General features: G+C 40.2%; 20 protein-coding genes. All 20 read right to left on the reverse strand.

All coding sequences use genetic code 11. The annotated features are described in order from the left end of the window. Positions 1-20: 20 nt before the first annotated feature. Positions 21-764, reverse strand: a complete 744-nt coding sequence (gene pstB / locus HB912_RS09205; protein WP_221635699.1) for a phosphate ABC transporter ATP-binding protein PstB — start codon at positions 762-764, stop codon at positions 21-23. A gap of 123 nt (positions 765-887) precedes the next feature. Continuing rightward, positions 888-1,775 (reverse strand): phosphate ABC transporter permease PstA, encoded by an 888-nt coding sequence (gene pstA / locus HB912_RS09210; RefSeq protein WP_185373996.1) that lies wholly within the window; start codon positions 1,773-1,775, stop codon positions 888-890. Then, complete coding sequence (gene pstC / locus HB912_RS09215) at positions 1,772-2,686, reverse strand: phosphate ABC transporter permease subunit PstC (RefSeq protein ID WP_425324772.1); 915 nt, start codon at positions 2,684-2,686, stop codon at positions 1,772-1,774. The genes pstA and pstC overlap by 4 nt, the downstream gene beginning before the upstream one ends. Before the next feature lie 104 nt (positions 2,687-2,790). Next, positions 2,791-3,684 carry a phosphate ABC transporter substrate-binding protein gene (locus HB912_RS09220; RefSeq protein WP_185374000.1) on the reverse strand — a complete coding sequence of 298 codons (894 nt, stop codon included), beginning with the start codon at positions 3,682-3,684 and terminating at the stop codon, positions 2,791-2,793. A 261-nt stretch (positions 3,685-3,945) separates the two neighbouring features. After that, a complete protein-coding gene (gene pnpS / locus HB912_RS09225) occupies positions 3,946-5,721 on the reverse strand; it encodes a two-component system histidine kinase PnpS (RefSeq protein ID WP_185374002.1) in 1,776 nt (591 codons plus the stop codon). Positions 5,722-5,725: 4 nt separating this feature from the next. Next, positions 5,726-6,442, reverse strand: coding sequence for a response regulator transcription factor (locus HB912_RS09230; protein WP_036073289.1), 717 nt, complete (start codon positions 6,440-6,442; stop codon positions 5,726-5,728). Between the two features lie 142 nt (positions 6,443-6,584). Then, the gene (locus tag HB912_RS09235; protein ID WP_185374004.1) at positions 6,585-7,760 is read right to left on the reverse strand and encodes a PDZ domain-containing protein; all 1,176 of its coding nucleotides are present in this window, start codon (positions 7,758-7,760) and stop codon (positions 6,585-6,587) included. 35 nt (positions 7,761-7,795) lie between these two features. Further along, positions 7,796-9,244 carry a cardiolipin synthase gene (gene cls / locus HB912_RS09240; protein ID WP_185374006.1) on the reverse strand — a complete coding sequence of 483 codons (1,449 nt, stop codon included), beginning with the start codon at positions 9,242-9,244 and terminating at the stop codon, positions 7,796-7,798. Between the two features lie 122 nt (positions 9,245-9,366). Beyond that, a complete protein-coding gene (locus HB912_RS09245) occupies positions 9,367-10,725 on the reverse strand; it encodes a murein hydrolase activator EnvC family protein (protein WP_185374008.1) in 1,359 nt (452 codons plus the stop codon). A 131-nt stretch (positions 10,726-10,856) separates the two neighbouring features. Further along, positions 10,857-12,143, reverse strand: coding sequence for an NlpC/P60 family protein (locus HB912_RS09250; RefSeq protein ID WP_185374010.1), 1,287 nt, complete (start codon positions 12,141-12,143; stop codon positions 10,857-10,859). Positions 12,144-12,232: 89 nt separating this feature from the next. Continuing rightward, the gene (gene ftsX / locus HB912_RS09255; protein ID WP_036073156.1) at positions 12,233-13,117 is read right to left on the reverse strand and encodes a permease-like cell division protein FtsX; all 885 of its coding nucleotides are present in this window, start codon (positions 13,115-13,117) and stop codon (positions 12,233-12,235) included. Beyond that, positions 13,107-13,793 carry a cell division ATP-binding protein FtsE gene (gene ftsE / locus HB912_RS09260; protein ID WP_036073158.1) on the reverse strand — a complete coding sequence of 229 codons (687 nt, stop codon included), beginning with the start codon at positions 13,791-13,793 and terminating at the stop codon, positions 13,107-13,109. The genes ftsX and ftsE overlap by 11 nt, the downstream gene beginning before the upstream one ends. A 485-nt stretch (positions 13,794-14,278) precedes the next feature. Further along, entirely contained in the window at positions 14,279-15,130 is an 852-nt protein-coding gene (locus HB912_RS09265; protein WP_185374012.1) for a YitT family protein, read from the reverse strand. Between the two features lie 14 nt (positions 15,131-15,144). Beyond that, positions 15,145-16,246, reverse strand: a protein-coding gene (gene prfB / locus HB912_RS09270; RefSeq protein WP_185374014.1) for a peptide chain release factor 2 whose coding sequence is annotated in 2 segments (ribosomal slippage) — positions 15,145-16,173 and positions 16,175-16,246 — 1,101 coding nt in all. Because the reading frame shifts where the segments join, the coding sequence is not laid out codon by codon here. 114 nt (positions 16,247-16,360) lie between these two features. Continuing rightward, positions 16,361-18,874 carry a preprotein translocase subunit SecA gene (secA, locus tag HB912_RS09275; protein ID WP_185374016.1) on the reverse strand — a complete coding sequence of 838 codons (2,514 nt, stop codon included), beginning with the start codon at positions 18,872-18,874 and terminating at the stop codon, positions 16,361-16,363. Between the two features lie 264 nt (positions 18,875-19,138). After that, a complete protein-coding gene (hpf, locus tag HB912_RS09280) occupies positions 19,139-19,693 on the reverse strand; it encodes a ribosome hibernation-promoting factor, HPF/YfiA family (RefSeq protein ID WP_185374017.1) in 555 nt (184 codons plus the stop codon). Between the two features lie 184 nt (positions 19,694-19,877). After that, on the reverse strand, positions 19,878-20,354 hold the full coding sequence (locus tag HB912_RS09285) for a hypothetical protein (RefSeq protein WP_185374019.1): 477 nt from the start codon (positions 20,352-20,354) through the stop codon (positions 19,878-19,880). Then, entirely contained in the window at positions 20,347-21,660 is a 1,314-nt protein-coding gene (locus tag HB912_RS09290) for an ATP-dependent helicase ComFA (RefSeq protein ID WP_185374021.1), read from the reverse strand. The genes HB912_RS09285 and HB912_RS09290 overlap by 8 nt, the downstream gene beginning before the upstream one ends. 164 nt (positions 21,661-21,824) lie before the next feature. Beyond that, on the reverse strand, positions 21,825-22,679 hold the full coding sequence (locus HB912_RS09295) for a DegV family protein (protein WP_185374023.1): 855 nt from the start codon (positions 22,677-22,679) through the stop codon (positions 21,825-21,827). Between the two features lie 19 nt (positions 22,680-22,698). Then, a complete protein-coding gene (locus tag HB912_RS09300; protein WP_036073168.1) occupies positions 22,699-23,385 on the reverse strand; it encodes a response regulator transcription factor in 687 nt (228 codons plus the stop codon). Between the last annotated feature and the right edge of the window lie 137 nt (positions 23,386-23,522).

Below are 23,522 nucleotides of genomic sequence, written 5' to 3' on the forward strand. Positions count from 1 at the left end.
TCCATCCTATTCCCTCTCCTTTAACCAAAGTTCCCAGAAATATAGTCTTCCGTTCGTTTTTCTGATGGGTTCGTGAAAAGTTCTGTTGTTTCCTTGAATTCTACTACTTCGCCTAGATAGAAAAAGGCGGTAAAGTCAGATACACGAGCGGCTTGTTGCATGTTATGCGTCACAATGACAATCGTGTATTTCTCTTTTAGTTCATTAATTAAATCTTCAATTTTACTGGTTGAAATCGGGTCAAGTGCAGAAGCCGGTTCATCAAGGAGCAAGACTTTCGGTTGCATCGCGATAGCTCTTGCGATACAAAGCCTTTGCTGTTGCCCACCAGAAAGCGAAAGCGCACTTTTATTTAAGTCGTCTTTTACTTCATCCCAAAGTGCAGCTCCGCGTAAACTTTTCTCAACACGTTCCATCAATTCTTTTTTACCACGCATTCCGTGACGCTTTAGTCCAAATGCAATATTTTCATAGATGGATTTCGAAAATGGATTCGGCTTTTGGAAAACCATGCCAATTTCTTGTCGAATGCGGTAAAGATCAATCTCTTTCCGGTTGATATTAATATCATCGTAGAGAATCTTGCCTTCCATCCGGCATCCATCAATTTCTTCATTCATACGATTAAGCGCCCGCAAATAGGTAGATTTTCCACATCCCGATGGTCCAATTAGCGCGGTAACTTGATTTTCAGGAAAGGCTAGACTTACTCCTTTGATTGCATGATTATCTCCGTAGTAAACATGGAGGTCTTCTGTTGCCATCGCGTTTCGGCTTGCCGCTAAGCTAGATTCATTTGTCAAAGCCCTAGTTTTTGTTTCTTGCTTATCAAGCATCCCTGCGCTGGTTTGATTTTTCGTTAACAGCATCTTCAAAACTCCTTTGTTTTAAGACGAAGACGTCATTTTTTTGAATACTAATTTTCCGAGTAAACGAGCCAAGATATTGAAAAGTAACACCGATAGAATTAATACAGCGGAAGCTCCATCTGAAACAGCGCGCGCATCTGGCATAATGCCTTCCCCGTTGATTTTCCAAATGTGTACGGCAAGTGTTTCAGCGGGACGGAAAATATTGAGTGGCGAGGTGACATCTGCTGGATTCCAGTTTGTAAAGTCAAGAATCGGCGTGCTTTGTCCTGCTGTGAAAATAAGTGCTGCGGCTTCACCAAATACACGTCCTGCCGCAAGAATGATGCCGGTTATGATCGCCGGGAGAGCGGCTGGAATCAGAACCCGTGTGATAGTCTCCCATCTGGAGATTCCAAGAGCTAAACCTGCTTCACGTTGTGTATCTGGAATCGCTCGAAGCGCATCTTCAACAACGCGGATTAAAAGCGGCAAGTTGAAAATGGTTAGTGTTAAAGCTCCGGATAATACTGAGAAACTCCAGCCCATTTGGATGACGAAAACAAGGAATCCAAATAGTCCAACTACGATAGATGGCAAGGAGCTTAAGACTTCGATCGTTGTCCGGATTAAGTCGGTCACCCAATTTTTCCGTGCATATTCTGCCATATAAATCCCTGCACCAAGAGCAATTGGGATTGAGATGAGCATTGTAATAATTAGCATGTAAAAGGAGTTCCAGATTTCAGGTCCGATTCCACCACCCGCTTTAAATGCTTGCGGAGGATTCGTCAAGAAATCGAGGCTAAGTTTCGGCACGCCTTTCACAAGAATATAACCAAGCAAACTTGCAAGTATGAGCGTAATGAGGACGGCTATGAAATAAAAGACGCCTGTGGCAATTTTATCTTTTGTTTTTACATTCATTTCGCTTTCCTCCTACGGCCGATGAATCGGATAATAATGATGAAAAAGAGTGACATCGCCAGTAGAACCATTGCAAGCGACCAGAGAATATTGTTGTCGAGTGTTCCCATGACTGTATTCCCCATCCCCATCGTCAAAATGCTTGTTAGGGTAGATGCCGGCTCGAAAAGAGACGTCGGAATGACTGCTGAGTTTCCGATAACCATCTGAACTGCGAGCGCCTCACCAAAGGCACGCGCCATACCGAACACTACGGCTGTCAATATCCCTGCGCGCGAAGAACGAAGCACAACACGCCAAATTGTTTGAAAACGAGTTGCTCCGAGCGCGAGCGAAGCTTCCCGGTAATGGCGTGGCACTGCTTTAATCGCATCAACTGAAAGTGACGTTACAGTTGGTAATATCATTACAGTTAAAACAACGGTTGCAGCGGCAATCCCAAAACCGCTCCCTGAGATATGTTCTCGAATAAACGGGACGATAACACTTAACCCGATAAAGCCATAAACAACCGATGGAATCCCAACAAGTAGTTCAATGACTGGTTGCAATACCTTTTTCCCAAAGCGCGGAGAAATTTCGACCATGAAGATGGCTGCTCCGATCGCAAGTGGCGCCGAGATACAAGCGGCAAGCAAAGTCACGGCGAATGAACCTATAATCATTGGAAGTGCGCCGACAAGAGCATTGCCTGCCGCATCTGTTTTCGTTGGATTCCAGTCCTTTCCAGAAATGAAATCCCAAAATGATACTTTATTAATAAAAAAGGTGGATAATCCCTTTGAAATGACAAAATAAAGGATAGAAACTGCCGCAATGACCATCACGGCAATACAGATAAAGGTAATAATTTTCCCTCTTGATTCAAGGCGTGCTTTTTTGGATGTGCGTGTTAGTTTTTCTTCATTCATGATTTCCAAAACGTAAAACTCCTTCCGTTCCCCAACATGCGGGCAAGTCTATCCTGATCTCAAAGGATAGACTTCCCATTTTCATTATTTCTCTCATCTTTTATTTAAAGGTTTGTAATTTTTCCATCTGCGCTACGTTCTACTTTCATTTCTTTAATTGACTGGTAGCCAAGTTGCGGAACAATATCCTTTTGAACGGCATCACTCGTCATATAATCTAGGAAGCTCTTTGTAAGACCTTTTGGCTTACCATTTGTATACATATGTTCATAAGACCAGATTTTCCAATCGTTCGTTGCGACGTTTTTCTCATCTGGTTTTACACCGTCGACAGAGAGACCAACTACTGATTTATTAATGTAAGAAAAAGCTAAGTAACTGATCGCTCCTGGTGTTTCACTTACGATTTTACGAACGGTTCCAGAAGAGTCTTGCTCTTGTGCTTTGATAGGCGTTTCCCCTTTTAGCGCCCATTGTTCGAATGTGGCACGAGTTCCGCTTCCTTCAGCTCGGTTAATCACCGTTACTTTTTCGTCTTTTCCGCCAACATCTTTCCAGTTCGTTACTTTTCCAGTAAAGATGTCAATCAATTGTTGTTGAGTTAAGTTATCAACGCCAACATCTTTATTCACAACCGGAGCCATGCCGACAACTGCAACTTTATGATCAACAAGTTTTGAAGCGTCCACACCGTCTTTTTCTTCAGCAAACACATCTGAGTTCCCAATATCTACCGCACCTTGTTGCACTTGTGTTAGTCCTGTTCCAGAGCCGCCACCTTGTACGTTAATTTGTGCTTTAGGATTTTCCGATTGAAATTGTTTTCCTGCAGCTTCAACAAGAGGTTGTAGTGCTGTTGATCCAACAGCAGTAAGGGATCCAGATGTTTCATCAGAATCACCGCCTGAGCCATTTGAAGAACTTCCACTTCCACAAGCCGCAAGAACAAGCATTAATGCTGATAAAATTGTCGCTATACCCAAAACCTTTTTTTTCATTTTTTATTACCCACCTTATTTTGATAAATTGGTTATCCTTACAATACCTACTATAACCAGAAACCATTAAGCCGTTATTTAGCTAATGTTAAGATCGTGTAAATCTTTAAATCCCGTTAAAAAAATGACAGGAAAATGAATTTTTTGGATAAAAAAACACGCCTAAGCGAAAGTTTTCGCCTAGGCGTGTTAAGATTTGCTTCTTCTAATTTGAAATGGTTAAAATATCTCATCTTTCGTGTAGTGATTTAGACAACGAGATTACTTTATCTTAGGCAATTTAATTTCAAAAGTTGTTCCCTCATTTTCTTTGCTCATAACAAGAATTTCGCCATCCATACTTTCAACTAAGTGTTTCACAATTGAGAGACCTAGTCCCGTTCCGCCAGAATGGCGGCTTCTTGCCTTATCCACTCGGTAGAATCGTTCAAAAATCCGGTCCAAATCTTTTTCCGGAATACCGATCCCATTGTCCATTACCTTTATCACAACGTAATCCCCTGCATCATCCAAACTTAAGCGAACTCTCCCTTCTGTCTGCGTATATTGAATGGCATTCGACAATAAATTTACAAGAATCTGCTGGATTCGATCCCTCTCCGCCGTAATTTCAAGGGGTGGCTGTTTTTTTTCAGGAATTTCAAGCTGAATGGCCTTCACGCTCGCCAGTTCACTTACCATTTCTACGGATTGCCGGATCACATCATCTAAATTAACTTGTTCCATGTGTACAGGGAGTGCTTTTTGCTCAATTTTCGAGAGTGCTAGAATATCTAAAATTAAGCGGTTCAAGCGCTCACTTTCGTCTTTAATAATGGTCAAGAATTGTTTTAGTAGCTTTTCATCATCCATAGCCCCATCCAGTAATGTTTCCGCAAAACCTTTAACTGCCGTTATCGGGGTTTTTAGCTCATGTGACACATTAGCAACGAACTCAGAGCGAACGTTTTCGAGGTGGCGAATTTGCGTGATATCATGCAATAAAAGCACGATACCAGAAATTTCTCCGTCTTCCATCAGAATCGGTGTAACACTGGCATCTAGTATCATTTCTCTAGGGAAATAAATCGCCACTTCTTCTTGCGCACGCTGTTTCTCTTGAAAGCCTCTTTCAATCAACTTACTGACACTAAAACTTTTAATGACTTCATAAAATGTTTTGCCAGTAATTTCTTGTTCGCCTAGAATTTGATACATCGCTTTATTCGTCATGATAATTTCTTTATCGTAATTAATCAACATAACACCACTCACAAGATTCTCCACAATCGCAGATAACCGCTGTGAATTTTCACGAATTTCATACATTTGTTGTTCTAAACTTTCCGCTAGCTTATTGACGGACACTGAAATTTCTTGGAGTTCTCCACTTGATTTCCCGTAAATTCGGCTACTGTAGTTACGCGAAGCCAAGTCATTTGAGACCTCAATAATTTCTTGTACAGGGCGTGTAATCCGTCGTGCAAGGATTATACTAATCGCTGCGATAATAAGTAAAATTGGGATTAAAATCAAGAGAAGATTTCCCCATAACTTATTAACTGCTTTTTCAATAGATTCAAGTGAAACAGAAATTCGGAGGGCTCCATCCACTTTTCCATCGTGCAAAATAGGTACCGCCACATAGAGCATACTGTAGCCAACTGTAGCGCTTTTTCTTGTCGCTATCCCAACAGATTTCCCATTTTGAAGTACTGTTTTAAATTCTGGTCGACTCGCATGATTCCCGAGCTGTTCACGATTTTCTTTTGAATCCATGATCACTTTTCCCGGCCGGTCAATAATTGTAATCCGCGCATCCACTTCTCGCCCAAGCGGCGCAAGCGCCTTTTCAAGCTCTTTTTCACGTCCATCTAAATCCTGGTTGCTTAGATTAAGTGTGTGCACCAAAATTTGCGCTTCATCTTTTAACTGATTCTCCTTCATTTTCATGTAAGTCGATTTCATAAGTTCTCCTGAAAAGAACCCCACCACAACAATCGTGATAAAAAATAAAACGAAAAAGGAAACACCGATCTTTAGCCATAATTTATTCATTCGTCTATTCCTTTACGCTTTCCATTTTATAGCCAAACCCGCGCACCGTTTTGATATATTGCGGTTGTTTCGTATCCGTCTCGATTTTATCACGCAAATGACTCACATGAACATCGACAATTCGCGTCTCTCCAATATAATCATAGTTCCACACCGCATCGAGCAACTGGTCGCGTGAGAACACTTTCCCGCGATGTTTCGCCAGATAAAGTAGCAATTCAAACTCTTTCGGCGTAAGTTCAAGCGCCTCGCCGCGCAAAAAAGCTTGATAACTTTCTGGAAGAATTTCTAGTTCACCGATGATGAGTTTGTTTTCCTCTCCGCTTCCTGATGCCTCTTCACTAAACTTGTCTCCCTTCGCAGCGCGTCTCAATATCGCTTTAATTCGAGCCACAACTTCGCGCGGGCTAAAGGGTTTTGTTAAATAATCATCCGCCCCAAGTTCGAGGCCAATAATTTTATCTAATTCCTCATCTTTTGCTGTAAGCATCAAAATTGGCACATCCACTTTACTTTGTCGTAATTTTTTCGTCACCTCAATCCCATCCATTTTAGGCAACATCAAATCAAGCACAATTAAATCTGGCCGTTCCGAGATAGCGAGGTCATAACCTTCTGCACCATCAAAAGCCGTGATCACCTCGTAACCAGCTTTTTTAATATTGAATTCTAGAAGCGTAACAATGGATGATTCGTCATCCACAACTAAAATTTTTGTCACAATGCCTTCCCTCTCTTCCAACTTCCTCTATTTATTAACCTAAATATAGCATGGATTTAACGTTACCGGATAGCAATCCACGGTTTTTTTACAAAAACTTAAACAAAAAACAAGTCCGCTCTACGAAGCGGACTTGTAAATATCATCTTGGTTCGACTAGTAGCAAGCCCAGTTCAAATGAATCATTCTCATAAAGAGCGGTCTGTTCAAAACGAGGCTCTCCATTTAACCCCACCACTTTCAACTTGCAAAAAGCTCGGTTTTTATTTAACGCTTCATAAAGCTCCGTCCGGTTTTTCACGGGTACACTGTTCACTTCTGTGATTTTCTCACCAGCAACTAAGTGCATCCGCGACGATGGCGTATTTTCACGCGCACCTAAAATCACAATTCCATCTGGCTCGGGTTTATAGCGTAGCGGTGCATTTTTATCTATCCGGTAAAAACGCCACGAAATCCAAAATCTGGAAATAATCGCAAGTACAAACGCAAACAAAGTCATGACCGGCGAAACGATACTAATTAAGCCAATAGCAGCAACAATCACCGCAAGCGTCGTAACTTGCATAGCAATTTTCCGGCTTAAATCTTCCGGTAACTCAGAGCGTGTTTTTTGCTGAAAGCCAATGACAAGCGGCAACAACACGAGCGTATAAGACTCGGAGCCGATATTAAACACGGGCCAAAAATCAAATAAATGCGTAATTTCAGTTCCAGGAACAAAAGCAATTAAAGGAATAAACCAAAACTTTCTAAGCTGGAACCCGCCGACAAGCTTACCGCGACCGCTTTTCCTAAGTGAAGGTGACGGCGACTTTGCACTAGTATAATGGATTAACCAGGCTTCAACAAACAATAAAATCGCAAGCAGGAACGTCATCGCAATCATGAAGTTATCAATATAAAGCGCATCATATGAGAGTAAGCTGTCTTGAAATGGTCCAAACTGAATATCATAATAATAGCAGAAATAAAAGACTAAACTCGAAATCCCAATCGTGATTGCCGTTGAGCTGAGCCTAAACATTGCTACGATCAGTACTAAAATAGTTACAACGTTAAAAATGACAATCCATACTTCCATAACACCGAATCCGATGAAAAAAGAAACAATGGAAAGAACAATCGCAATGCCAATCCCGAGCGAAAAGAAATTTTTCAATTCGAGAAACGGCGAATAAATCCGAACGCTAAACGAACGTCGCTCCCATTTCACTCGGTTATAACCAGCTAGTATTGCAAACAAAATAGATAAGTAAAAAACCGGCTGGAGCAATAAACTCAGTATTCCTTTTAAAATAATCTCTATGACATCCATCTCAACAAAAGCCCCCTAAAAAAACCGATTCTTTCTTATAATATGGGTGCAAGCAATCGGCTTACTGCTTCTTTAAACTTAATCCAAAGTGAACGTTCACTATAAAGTTCTGGCGTCAGCTGATACGACTTCAAAATATCCTCCAAGAAAATATCTTCAAGCTTTGCCGCAAGCGCTTTTTCATAGATAAATGCATTCACTTCAAAATTCAAACGAAAACTCCGGAAATCCATATTCGCCGTCCCAACCGAGGCAATTTCCCCATCAATAACGAGCATTTTCGCATGAATAAACCCATTATCATAAATAAAAAATTTAGCGCCGGTTTCCATAAGTTCCCCCGCGTAGCTGGTCGTTGCCCGGTAAACAAACGGATGATCCGGTTTATTTGGAATCATGATCCGAACATCAATCCCTGAAAGCGAGGCAATCTTAAGCGCCTCAAACAAACTTGCATCTGGGATAAAATACGGTGATTGCAAATAAATCGACCGTTTCGCCGAATTAATCATCTTAATATAGCCATTCTTAATTTGTTGCCACTCTGAATCTGGCCCACTTGACACAATTTGCATCGAAGTTTGCCCTTTCCCATGAAAAGTTGGGAAATAACGCGCCTTATAATCAATCTTATGATTTGGCGCCGCCGAATTCCAATCCATAATATAGCGTGTTTGCATCGCATAGACGGCCTTTCCATGTACTCGTAAATGCGTGTCGCGCCAATATCCGAATTTCTTCGAAAGCCCAAGGTATTCATCCCCAATATTAAACCCACCGATATAACCAACCTTGCCATCAATGATCGCTAACTTTCTGTGATTCCGGTAATTTAGCCTAAAATTGATTAAGGGGAGCTTAGACGGGAAAAACGGCCTCACAATCCCTCCGCTTTTCTCCAGTTCTCGAAAAAAGGATTTCTTGGTAGTTCTCGATCCCATTGCATCATAGATCACCTTGACGTTAACGCCTTCTTTAGCTTTCTTTTCAAGCAAGTGAATCATTTTTTTCCCTAGCTCATCCGAGTGGAAAATATAATAAATAATATGTATATGATCTGTCGCTGCTTCAATATCCTTTATGAGTGCTTCAAACTTTTCGTGTCCATCCACATATACTTCTACTTCATTATCTTGTGTTAAAATTGCCCCGTCGTTAACCAGTAAAAGATAAACCAGATCCCGATAATGCTGCACATTCGGATCACTAAACGGAAATTCATTTTGTCGAATCAACTCAATTTGATTTGCTGTCGATTCTTTAATCCCAATTTTTTCTTGTCCTTTCCAGTCAAAAATCTTTTTCTTAGAAAGTTTTCTCCCAAAAATCAAATAAATAATGAATCCTAAAATAGGAACAAAAGTTAAGACAAGAAGCCAGGCCCAAGTAGCAGATGTGTCTCTTCGTTCTAAAAAGACTGTAACGGCCGCGAAAAACACATTTAGCACTAACAAGATGACTAAAATAGCTGTCAAAATTCCCACTTAGCACTCTCCTTTTTCACTTACTCTAGAACATCATATCATAAAAATAAGTTTTCGCCTATTTTCCTAAAAAAAACATCCCTCTTTCCTATTCCAAGAAAAGAGAGATGCTTTCAAAATTTTTATAAATATGGTGTCGGGTCTACAGGTACACCATTTTTATGAATCTCAAAGTGTAAATGCTGCCCTGTGGATTGACCTGTTGAGCCCATAATTCCAATCGCCTGTCCTTGCATGACATTTTGACCAGCGACTACATTTAAGCTCCCAGCACGCATATGTCCGTATAATGTTTGATAGCCATTTCCATGGTCAATTTCAACGACATACCCGTAACCGCCATAGCCACTACCTGGTGCTCCATATCCCGCAAACACTACGCGACCGGATGCTGCTGCCACAACTTGAACCGTACCCCCAGCTGCAATATCTTGGCCTTTATGAGATTCATGTTGTCCCGTTACTGGGTTTGTCCGATCACTAAAGCCAGAAGTTAGAATTCCTTGAGCAGGTTTGATGAACATACCGCCAGCTGAACTAGATGAGCTACCTGTCGATGGTGCTTGTGCGACCGCGGAGCTTGTAGCAGGAGCAGACTTGCTTGGACTTGGCGAAACAGCTCTTGCTGACGCTGCAGAATTCGCTGCCGCTTGTCTCCGTTTTTCTTCCATTGCTCGTTTTGCTGCTTCTTCTTTCTTGCGTTGTTCCTCTGCATAGGCAGCAGAAATGTTAGAAAGAAGCGTTTGTTCTTGGCTAGAAAGTTTACTCTTTTGTGATTCAAGAAGCGCCGTTTCCTGTGCTGTTTTGTTTTTCTTAGCAGCAAGCGTACTGATCAAATCATTTTGTTCTGCTTTTTGACTTTCCAAGTTGTTTTTCGTTAGCATAATTTGGTCTTTCAACTTATTTAATTCAGCTAACTTTTTTTCAGACGCCGTTTGTTTATCATTCAATAATTTTTGATCGCTTTTTTGTTTTTCCATAATTTCTTGGTCTGATTTCACGATCACTTGCACAAGATTCGCACGATCAATGAAATCACTAAAGTCTTCCGCTTGCATCAAAATAGTGAGATAGCTTTTCCCACTTCCGCTTGTTTGAATAGCACGAGCACGTTTCTCAAGCACTTTTTGACGTTGTTTAATTTCCTCTTTGAGTACTGCAATTTCTTGTTTAAGCTTTTGAATTTGTTTTTGCTCCGAGTTAACTTTCTCAACTTGTTGCTTCAATTTCGCATTTGTTTCATTAATTTCCTTGGAAACACGCTCTAGTGTAGCTTTAACTGAAGCCGTATCTGATTCTATTTGGTTTAATTCGGATTGTTTAGTTTCAATCCCTTTTTCAACCGATGACCGTTGTTCGGTAATTCCTTGCTTTTGCTTTTCCATGTCAGAAATATTTGACGCGAATACATTCACCGGCTGTAAAATTAATACTGCAGCAGCAACTGTTGCAGCAAAGCCAATTCTTTTATTTTTTTTCATTCTTACTTCTTTACCCCACTTCATTTTTTACTACTTTCACTGTCATATTTCCGTTTTTTTATAAAAAAAGTACCTTCATCAAGTTGAGATAAAGGTACTTCTTCGATTTTCAAATTTTCGTTTTCCATTCTTTAGAAGTTTGCTACACGACCATAGCCTACAAGATAACGAGCCCAGTATCCGCTCGAGATATTATCATACTTAACACCGTCATTTTGTGCGTTGATCATTTGACCTCCGCCAACATAGATCCCAACGTGTGCAATTCCGCCACCATAGTTAAAGAATACTAAATCACCAGGTTTTGCTTGGCTTGCACTTACTTTAGTTGCAGAAGCATATTGCCCGCCAGAAGTTCTTGGAAGGCTAATTCCAGCAGCTCTGAATGCATAAGAAGTAAATCCTGAGCAGTCAAAAGCGCTTGGACCAGAAGCCCCTAGAGAATAAGGTTTACCAAGTTGTGCACGAGCTGCTGCGATCATTGCAGAGTAGCCGCTACCACTTGGAGCTGGCGTGTTGCTTCCAGCAGATGATCCACTGTTTGAAGAAGAGCTTGAGCTACTTCCTGCAGAAGAAGCTTTACTACCGCCGCTATTACTGCTAGAAGAAACATTGCTTGCAGCAGATGCAGTACGGTTTGAACTTGATGATGACGCGCTATTAGTATCATTTGTTGATTTAACAGTTTCTCCAGCAGTTGGTTCAGCCGCTGCTGCTAAAGCACGAGCACGTTCAGCCGCTGCTGCTGCTTGTTTATCACGTTCGCTTACAAGATTAGATTTTGCTTTTTCGGCACCTGCTTGTTCAAGTGCAAGTTTAGCAACAACCGCTTCTTTTTCAGCTTTTTGAGCTTCAATTTTATTTTGTTGAGCTTCGAAGTCTGCAATAGCTTGACGTTGTTTGTCTTGTGTTTTCTTCACTGCAGTTTGTTTCGATTTAAGTGCAGCTTCATCACTTTGTTGATCATCTAAGATCGATTTATCAGAGTTAACAAGTTCGTTAACAGCTGAAACACGACTTACTAAATCAGAGAAATTGTCAGCCCCTAGAATAACATCAAGGTAAGCATTTGAATTTGAAGTTTTTTGCATAGCGCGTGCGCGTTCTTTCAAAACTTCTTCACGTTCTTTAATACGTTCATTGATTTCTTGGATTTCTTTGTTTAACTGTTTAAGTTCTTTTCCTGTTTTGTCAAAGTCTGCTTGCAAATCTTTCGCTTTCTTTTGAGCAGAATCCATATCAGAAACTAGTTTTGATAGTTCCGATTGTAAATCGCCTTTCTTGGATTTTAAATCACTAATTTTTTTGTCTTGCGATTGGATATCCTTATTTACGTCCGCGAAAACATCTGTCGTAAAAGCCGGTGTTAAACTCATAACTGCTGCAAGTGAGACTGCAATAAACGCATTTTTTTTCAAAGAATTTACCTCCTAAAAAGCTCCCTAGCTTTCCTTTTATTTTTTAGATTATTTTTGACTAATTCGGGTATATACTTCTGTACACCTTTTTACACTTTCAAGAATCTTCTAATTGAGATAGCACTTCCCCAAATACCAATTAGAACGCCTATCAAGATGATGAGTGCACTTAATTCATAAGCAAATGGTGTTGGTGATAAGAGTGAAAGTGACGTTGTCGCCAATTTCGGATTCACCAGATTGTAAGTGTTAATATAACCTACAAAAGTTAAGATAACTGGAATGATCGAACCGATTAATCCAAGCCAAGCACCTTCTAGAATGAAAGGCCAGCGGATAAACCAGTTAGTCGCTCCGACCAGTTTCATAATTTCGATTTCCCTGCGACGTGAGAAGATAGCAATCTTAATGGTATTTGAGATGAGGAACATCGCTGTAAGAAGTAATCCAATACTTAGAACTACACCAGCATATCTTGCCCATTTCAATGTATTAAATAAATTGTCTACCGTTTTCTCGCCATATTCAGCGTCATCTACATGTTTTAGTTTTTCAATTTTAGTTGCCACTTTCTTGGTTTGTTCTGGCTCTTTGGCCTGAACAACAAACACATCGTGGAGCGGGTTATCCTGTTTAAACAGTTCGAAGTTTTTTCCGTAAGCCCCAACAAGTTTTTTAAGCTGTTGGTCTTTCGAGGAGAACGTCACATCTGCAACGCCACTCACTTTTTCGATTTCCGCTTTTAGTTCATCTTCTTGTTTTTGATTGGCTCCAAGCGAAATATGTACATTAATTTGTACGTCATTTTCAACATCAGAAGCAAGTTTGTTCATGTTGATCAAAATAGAGAAGAATACACTCACAAGAATCAATGTAACTGTTACAGCACTTGCTGCCGCGAAAGTCATCCATCCATTTCGATAAAGACTCCTAAAACTCTCTTTAATATGCCGTCCAACTGTTCTAAATTTCATATCCATATTCTCCTTGCTCTTCATCACGGGCAATTCTACCATTTTCGATAGCAATAACTCGATGTTTTAGCGTGTTCACAATTTCTTTATTGTGAGTCGCCATTACAATCGTTGTCCCGTTTTTGTTGATTTCCTCAAGGATATTCATGATTTCCCATGAAGTATCTGGATCGAGATTTCCGGTTGGTTCGTCGGCAATCAGAACTTTTGGCGTATTTGCGATTGATCTTGCAATCGAAATCCGCTGTTGTTCTCCTCCCGAGAGTTCGTCGGGCATCATTCTGACCTTGTGTTTTAGATTAACCAAATCAAGAACTTCCATGACACGATCTTTAATTTCAGCTGGATCTTTTTCCACGACTTCCATCGCATAAGCGATATTTTCATAAACAGTTTTACTTTGAAGTAACTTAAAATCTTGGAAAACGACGCCAACATCTCGTCTCAAGTAAGGAACTTCCTTGTTTTTCATGTTGATAAGATCAAACCGATCAACTTGTATGTTTCCCTTAGTTGCTCTTTCCTCTCGGTAGATCATTTTAATAAAAGTGGATTTACCAGCTCCACTTGGACCAACAACATAGACGAATTCCCCTTGATCAATGTTAACATTCAGACCATTAGCAGCAGTAATGCCGTTTGGGTACTTCTTATAAACGTCTTCCATAACTATCATTTAATCACCTTACTTGCCTTTCTTAATAGCTTCGGTTTAAAGGTAATGCAATGATAACCTTCGATATAAAACTGTTACTTACGTGACGATGTTTCTGTCACAACAGAGTATATTATAACATTCTAGTTTTTCAACTTTAGGTTAATTGCATTACAGTTATATTTCAGCACATGACAATCTGTGTCTTGTTGTAATACACAGTTGCAAAATGGATGTTCTCTTTTTCGTTTTACATAAATTCAACTTCAACATTTTTCTTTCAGGAAATGCAATTTACTAAACTTCAAATTTCCCGATGAACCTATTGTATCGTTTTTCTAGGTAAAATAACATTACAGTGATATTAAAAATCTTTACAGTTTTCAAGCAAAGGCATATACCAATTATCCCTTCAGTTCACACCTGTGTAGTCTGTCACATTATTTTTTGTCATCAAACTGTTATATAAAAAAAGCAATCGCTCCCTTTAGAACGACTGCTTTTTATTAACGGTTAAAACCTTCTCCCATTACCTCGCTTGCACTCATTACAACAACAAAGGCATCTGGATCCATTTCCTTAATCACTTCTTTCAATTTTTGGAAACCTCGTTGTTGGATCACACACAAAAGAATTTGTTTTTCATCATCCGTGTAACCACCTTTTGCCTCAAGACGTGTGATTCCTCGCCCAATTTGAAACAAAACAGCTTCACGGATTGCCTCCTGGCGCTCCGAAATAATAAGCACCGTTTTTGATTGATCCAAACCCACTTGAACCAAATCAATTGTCTTACTCGTAGCAAATAAGCCAATCAAAGCAAACAAACCTGACTCGATGTCAAACGCGATCATGGCAAGCAAAACAACCGTTCCATCAATCAAAGCTACACAAATCCCCAACGATTGATGTGTGTATTTATGCAAAATTTGTGCGATTACATCTGTTCCTCCAGTGGATGCTTTTCCCCGGAACACAATTCCAAGACCAATCCCAACTAAAACACCACCAAATAGCGCACCAATTAACGGTTCCTTGGTCCACGGATCTAACCCTTGAGATAAATAAACAAACAGCGGAACAGCCATTGTCCCAACAAACGTTTTCAAGCCAAACTGATAGCCAAGAAAAATGATCCCCGCAATAAACAGCGGAATATTTAAAGCCCACTGAATAAACGCCGGCGTCCACCCCGTTAAATAGTGAAGGATTGTACTAATACCACTTACACCACCAGATGCAATATGGTTAGGCAAAAGCAGGACATTAAAGGCAAGCGCAATAATAGCGGCTCCTAAAATGACAAATAAATAATCGCGCGATTGACGTGCAAAGGACGAATGAAAGTTTTTCCCCATAGTTTCCCTCCGAATCAGTTGATACGTGAACGTAAATAAGCGTTAATAAATTCGTCTAAATCGCCGTCCATAACAGCTTGAATATTTCCCGTTTCAACGTTCGTGCGGTGATCTTTCACCATCGAATAAGGATGGAAGACATAAGAACGAATTTGACTACCCCAGCCAATTTCCTTCTGCTCACCACGAATTTCAGCAAGTTCAGCTTCTTTTTCTTCCTGTTCTTTTTGATAAAGCTTCGCCTTGAGCATCTTCATCGCTTGTTCCCGGTTTTTCAGTTGCGAACGTTCTGATTGACAAGTTACAACAATCCCCGTCGGAATGTGCGTCATCCTAACCGCGGAATCCGTTGTATTAATATGCTGTCCACCGGCACCCGTTGCCCGGTAAGTATCAATTTTCAGATCTTCTGGTCGAACATCAATTTCAATATCATTATCCATCTCTGGCATCACATCAATTGAAACAAAGGAAGTATGACGTCTTCCTGAAGAATCAAAAGGAGAAATCCGCACCAATCTGTGCACTCCTTTTTCAGCCTTAAAATACCCATAAGCGTTATGTCCCTTAATAAGAAGCGTAACACTTTTTATTCCTGCTTCATCGCCCGCCTGATAATCCAGCGTTTCCACTTTAAACCCTTTTTTCTCAGCGAAGCGTTGATACATCCGTAGTAACATGGAACCCCAATCTTGTGATTCCGTACCACCAGCACCAGGATGCAATTCTATAATCGCATTATTCGCATCATATGGATCGCTCAACATTAATTTTAGTTCAAATTCATCTAGCTCTTTCACAAAACCGCCTAGCTCCTCTTCCAGTTCCGCTTGCAAATCCGCATCATTTTCCTCACGCAACAATTCCAAGCTCACTTCAAGATTTTCTTGTTCTTCTTCCAGCTTGTGAAAAGCATTGAAAGTATCTTTCAGCCCGTTTGACTCATTAATCACTTTTTGTGCCGCTTGCTGATCATTCCAAAAGTTTGGATCAAGCATTTGATCTTCCAATTCAGCAATACGTGCCTCCATGCTTTCTAAGTCAAAGAGACCCCCTAAAATCTTTTATTTGGCTGGCCGTTTTTTCCAGCATATTCCGAATTTCTGCTAATTCCATTGTTTTTCCACCTTTTTCGATTTATTCAAAAGCTATTCCTAGTATAACGAAATTTTCTAGAGAAATCTATCGCTTTTTCCACAAGAAAAGGCGCCAAAAGTGGCGCCCCGAGATTTAAGCTTCTTTTCCGTGACAGTTTTTGTATTTTTTACCACTGCCACAAGGACAAAGGTCATTTCTACCGATATGGTTATCTTTCACAATCGGTCTTTTCTTCGCTTCTGGTTTCCCTTCAGCAGGATCGACTGCTTCACCTTTCGCAACTTGCTCACGTTCAAGATTTTGTCTTATTTCAGCCTTCATGATATATTTCGCAACTTCTTCATCGATGGAAGAAACCATTGTTTCAAACATCTCAAAGCCTTCTGATTGATATTCACGAAGCGGATCAATTTGACCATAAGCACGTAAGTGGATCCCATCACGCAAATGATCCATTGCGTCAATATGGTCAACCCATTTCGTATCTACAACACGAAGCAAGACCACTTTTTGGAACTCATTGAAGTCCTCTTCTGGAAGAAGATTTTCTTTTTCATCGTAAACTTCCGTAATTTTTTCGTAAACGAAGTCTTCAATGCCTTCTGAATCTAAGCCTTGTAAATCTTCGACTGTTACCGTTCCCTCAGGAAGCAAGTTTGCATCAAGATAATCAACGATCGCTTGCAAGTTCCAGCTTTCCTCTGGATCATGAGAAGAGGCATTTGCCGAAACGATGAAATTGAGCGTCCGTTTAATCATTGGCTCAATAATTTCACGCAAGCCATTTTCAGCTGTAATAACATCATAACGTTGTTTATAAATCACTTCACGTTGTTGGCGAAGAACATCATCATACTGTAAGACTTGTTTCCGCGAATCAAAGTTATTTCCTTCAACCCGTTTTTGCGCAGATTCAACAGCACGACTAACCATCTTACTTTGAATCGCTTCTTCGCTCATGCCAAAGCGTTCCATCATGCTCTTCATATTATCCGAGCCAAAGCGACGCATTAGTTCATCTTCCATTGAAAGATAAAATTGCGTTACACCTGGATCCCCTTGACGACCAGAACGACCACGAAGCTGATTATCAATCCGGCGTGATTCATGACGCTCTGTACCAATAACAGCAAGACCACCTGCATCGAGTGCTTCACTATCTAATTTAATATCCGTACCACGACCAGCCATATTGGTTGCAATCGTAACAGCGCCATGTTTTCCGGCAGTTTCAATAATATTGGCTTCACGCTCATGCTGTTTCGCATTCAAAACATCATGCGGAATGCCCTTGCGCTTCAATTTACTTGAAATGAGTTCTGACGTTTCAATCGCCACAGTACCAACAAGAACTGGTTGCCCCTTCGCATGTCGTTCTGCAATATCATTTGCAACAGCATCAAATTTTGCATCAATCGTTGTATAAATCAAATCAGGACGGTCATCCCGAACGATCGGACGGTTTGTCGGAATTTCAATAACACGCATATTATAAATATCGCGGAATTCCTCTTCTTCCGTTTTCGCCGTACCAGTCATCCCAGCTAATTTCTTATACATCCGGAAGTAGTTTTGGAACGTAATCGTCGCCATGGTTTTCGATTCATTTTGAATCGTCACATTTTCTTTCGCTTCAAGCGCTTGGTGAAGCCCCTCGCTAAAACGACGACCTTTCATAATCCGACCCGTGAACTGATCGACAATTAGCACTTCATCTTCTTGAACAACATAATCCACGTCGCGAGCCATTGTATAATTAGCTTTTAGAGCTTGTGCAATGTGGTGAAGTAATACCGTGTTTTCCAAATCATAAAGATTGTCCACATCGAAATATTTTTCTCCACGTGCCATACCTTCTTCAGTTAGGTTGACAGATTTTGTTTTAATATCGACTGTATAGTCTTTTTCTTCCGTAAGTGTCGTAACAAATGTATTAGCACGCACATACAAAAGATTGGATTTCTCAGCTTCGCCAGAAATAATTAACGGTGTCCGTGCTTCATCAACTAAAATCGAGTCAACTTCATCGATGATAGCAAATGAAAGTGGGCGCTGAACCATTTGTTCTTTATAAACAACCATGTTGTCACGCAAATAGTCAAACCCGAGCTCATTGTTCGTGCTATAAGTAATATCACACGCATATTGTTCACGTTTCTCTTCACTAGAAAGCTCATTTAAATTGAGACCTACTCTAAGTCCAAGAAACTCATAAAGCACACCCATCTCTTCAGCATCCCGTTGCGCCAAGTATTCATTGACAGTTACAACGTGAACACCTTCACCAGAAAGAGCATTTAAATAAACAGGAAGAGTAGCCGTAAGAGTTTTACCTTCCCCAGTTTTCATTTCCGCGATATTCCCTTCATGGAGAACAACGCCCCCCATTAATTGCACACGGAAAGGATAGAGTCCTAAAGCACGTTTAGCACCCTCTCTTGCTACAGCAAACGCCTCAACTAAAATATCATCTAGCGTTTCGCCGTTTTGAACACGCTCTTTAAACTCAGCTGTCTTTTCACGCAAACCATCATCCGAAAGTTGCGCAGTTTCATCTGCAAGAGCTTCAATTTGATCTGCTTTTTTTTCAAGATATTTGATATCCTTTTTGCCGGATTCAAACATCTTTTTTAATAATCCTGCCATACTAATTCTCCTCTACTAAATTTAACTAAAACTCGCTATTCTATATGAATTCCGGATATTATCAATCAAATAAGGTACACTACTTAATTTTATCACTTATTCCGAAAAAATGATAATAGGAAGTTTATTTTTCGATAAGTCACCCACCATTATACCATTTAATTCGCCATATAAATATGTATTTTGTGTGAATTCTCGTATTTCATGTGAAATTTTTCAAAAAAAGCGCCTTGCTCGATGTGGCAAGGCGCTTTGTCCGTTCACTTAATTTGTTTCAATCAAACCATATTTTCCATCTTTACGACGGTAAACAATATTGGTTTCATTCGATTCCGCATCTGTATAAACATAAAAGTCATGTCCAAGCATGTTCATTTGTAGAACTGCTTCTTCACTGTCCATTGGTTTAAGATCAAATTGTTTTGTTCGTACGATTTCTAGATCGCTATCCACTTCTTCTCCTGGCTCAACACCAGTATCAGCCGAAGCAAAGAAATCCTGAACAGCACCTTTATCACGGAATTTCCGGTTTACTTTTGTTTTGTGTTTACGAATTTGTCGCTCTAGCTTATCAGCAATCAAATCTATACTTGCATACAGATCACCGCTTGTTTCTTCAGCACGAAGCACCAAATTCGGAAGGGGAATTGTAATTTCAACTTTCGCATTTTTATCCGAATACACTTTAAGATTAACATGCACATTAGCATCAGGTGTTTCAGTAAAATACCTTTCTAATTTATCAATCTTTTTCTCGATATAACTTCGAATTGCATCGGTTACTTCAATGTTTTCACCACGAATGTTGTACTTAAGCATTGTAATTCCTCCTTTGGGATAAAACAAAATCTTTTAATAAGGAGTTTATCTCCTTATCTCTAGTCTAAGGGAATACGCCCTTTTTTGCAAACATTTACACGGTTTTCGGGGTGAGATTTCCTTACAATTTTGTTTTTTAATTCTTTCCCTTCTTTTTCCACAATACTTAAGAAACAAACCTAACTTATCCATCATTCACCTCTTCTTCAAAAAGTGATAAAACATGAACTATTTTACTACTAACACACTCCAGTCTGCTAAGCTTTGTTTCTTCCGCTACTTGCATCAAAAATACGCCGATTTTTGTTTGCTTTGGAAGCTCATCAAGCGTTACACACGGAACCGATGCAGCTATCAAAATCTGTTTGGTAGCGTCAGTTAAAGCTAAGTAAGCTAATTTCGGGCACACTTTCTTGCGAACATCCACACAAAAACATTTCGCAAGTTCATCATCCTGCATTTTAAGATAGCGATCCACAAAGTTCTCCGCTTGCTCATTCCATTTAAAAATCGCCTCTCTTCGCTCATTTCGCTCGCCTTCCACGCTCAAAAAGCCTGACCTGCATAATGTACAAAGCCGCGACTCTGTTGTAGCACCAAAAAGGTTCGTAAAATGAATCGGAATTCGAATTTGATTTCCGCACAATAAACAGTTATTCACTTAGCAATCCTTCTTTCAAACCAAGCGCGTTCATCATTTTGATATGCCTAGTAGCGCGTTTCATTTCCCGTGTTTGACCGTAATGAAAAAAAGTGACTTCGCCTGTTGGATGTGTAGCTTTTCTTCCAGCACGTCCGGCAATTTGGACAAGAGCAGCTTCTGTAAAAACAACTCCTTCGCTCCCGAAAACTGCCACTTGAACATCCGTAAAAGTCACCCCTCGCTCTAAAATGGTCGTAGAAAGCAAAATCGATGTTTCGCGCGCTCGAAATCGTTCCACCTTTTCTTTCCGTTCCTTATCAGCCGAATGCACAGTTTCTATCTTCAAATAACCGGCTTGTTCAAGTGCCTCTTTCACTTCATACATAACTTCAATTTTTGGGAAAAACAGCAAGATAGGTTTATCATTTTGTCGATGCTTCTGAATCCAGTTGAGCACTTTTTTACAAATTTGTTTTTTCTTCAGTCGCTTTGCCCAGTCCCCAATCCAAACAGCCTCTGGAACTGGCAATTTATGCCCGTGATAACGCGCCGGAATCTTCACGTGTTGCCTGATCCCTTTCATACACTCATCTTGCCAGGCCTTCTCTGGTGTTGCAGTGATATAAATCTCTGTCCCATTTTCCGTCTTTGCTTTTCGAACAGCATATTCCAAAAAAGGATCTTTTGCGTAAGGAAAAGCATCCACTTCATCAATAAAAATCACATCAAAATAGTGATAAAAGCGGATCAATTGGTGTGTCGTTGCAACCACAAATTGCTCACCTTGAAACCTATCCTCTGAATCTCCGTATAAGCAAACAAGCGGCACATCTGGAAAAACTTCTTGAAACCTTGGCAATAGCTCGATGCAGACATCCACACGCGGCGAAGCAAAACAAACCCGCATTCCGTGCTCAAAAGCCACTTCAAGACCTCGAAATGTCATCTCCGTTTTCCCAGAACCTGCTACCGCCCAAAGAAGTAAAGGCTCTAGCCGCTCAACTGCCGAAACTACAGCATCCGAACCCTTTCGCTGCGCCACCGAAAGCTTTCCCGCCCATTTTAGAGGTCGAGTAAAGAAAATCCGATCATCTTCCCTAGCTTCTAAATAATGGAGACACGCCGACTTCTCCACTCGTTTCATCATAAGACAATTCCGGCAATAAAGAATTCCACTGAAAGTTTTTGCGAATAAATAGGGAGTGTTGTTCCCACAGCGAAAGCAAAATGGCTTTTTCTCATCCCCCGCAATCGCTTGCCTACTTTGCACCCTGTCCGGACATGTACTTTGTTCACCATCTAAATATAAAATTCCCGGATACATTTCTTCACCTCGTCTGATTTAGTTATACCTGATTTTATATTTTTTTGCAGAAGCAAAAATACTGTTTTGTGATTCAAAAACTAGGAAAATCCCCATAAGAAAAACGTGATTTTCGATTCCGAAAATCACGTTTTATTTAGGTAATCCACTATTTTATGCTTTTTTTATTTAATCGACCAAGTTAGTCCTAATGCACCTTCTCCAAGATGGGTACCGATAACTGGTCCAAAATAGCTAAGGTGAAACTCAACTGCAGGAAACTTCGCTTTTAATTCGTCTAGCCACGCTTGCCCTCTTGCCGGAACGTTGCCATGAATCACATAAGCCTGCTCCGCCTCACCGTTTTGCACGGCTTGATCAAGGATTTCTTCAATTCGCTTTAGAGCTTTTTTCTGCGTGCGAACTTTTTCGAAAAGAACGATATGTTTATCTTCAAAATGGAGAATCGGTTTAATTTGAAGCAAACTTCCAATCATCGCTTGCGCACCTGTTAGTCGCCCGCCACGTTGCAGGTTATTTAAATCATCCACCACAAAATAAGCATCCATATTTTGCTTCATTTTTTCTAAGTATGCTACTATTTCATCGACATTCTTTCCCTCTTCTACAAGCATCGCTGCTTTTAAAGCAAGTGATCCTTGCGCCATACAAGCAAGCCCAGAATCCACAGCAAAAACGTTCAAATCCTCTACCATTTCTCCTGCAGAAACAGCATTTTGAAATGTTCCACTGATTCCGCTTGTTAAATGAACGGAAACGACTGTATTAAACCCTTCTTGCTTGAGCTCTTCAAATATTTGAACAAAATCTCCAGGTGCTGGTTGCGAAGAAGTTGGAAAATCTTTACTTTCTTTGATTTTTTTATAAAAATCGTCTGTCGAAAGATCCACTTCTTCTTTATAAGACTTTCCATCAATAATGACCGAGAGCGGAACCACGCGAATTTTATACTTGTTGATGGCCTCCTGCGGCAAATAAGCCGTACTATCTACAACAACTGCAATTTTTTCTTCAACCATTTTATTCTCCCTACACCCCTTAGCGAATATACACCCAACCGTTCTTAATCGCTGTTACAACTGCCTGAGTTCGGTCGTTTACTTTCATTTTTTGTAAAATGCTACTAACATGATTCTTTACTGTTTTTTCACTAATAAATAAAGTTTCTCCGATTCCACGATTGCTTTTTCCATCTGTTAAGAGTTGCAACACTTCACACTCTCTATGAGTTAAAATGTGTAACGGCATTTTCACCTCTGGCTGTTGGTAACCATAAGCTCCTTGTGCGGTATTCGTGCTTGCAAGATGACGATATTCGCGAATCAACTTAATCGCCGCTTTTGGATGAATGTAAGCTCCCCCTTCATCAACAATCTTGATTGCACCAACGAGTTCTTTTGCGTCCATTTCTTTCAATAAGAACCCAACTGCACCGGAACGAAGCGCTTCCGTTACATATTCGTCTGAATCATGAATCGTCAAGATAACCACTTTAATGCTTGGGAATTGACGGACTAACATTTCCGTTGCATCCAAACCATTTACAGTAGGCATATTAATGTCCATCAAAACAATATCGGGCTTGTATTCCCTAACTTTTGCAACAATATTTTTTCCATTTTCTGCTTCAGCTACTACATCAAATGAATCTTCAAGTTCTAAAATCCGCTTAATTCCTTCACGGAATAGTTGATGATCATCAACAATCATAATTTTGAGAGTCATACTAACGATTCCTCCTCGTATAAGTTTCCTTCTTAATTTTTTGTATTTTCAAAGTAGCAATTTGCCGTCCCTTTATTCGGCAATTTCATACCTTTTTTACTCTTCCCCAAACTATTACCTGTTCTCTTAAAATTAAA

Source organism: Listeria aquatica (genome assembly GCF_014223975.1).
In the GTDB taxonomy this organism is placed as follows: Bacteria; Bacillota; Bacilli; order Lactobacillales; family Listeriaceae; genus Listeria; species Listeria aquatica.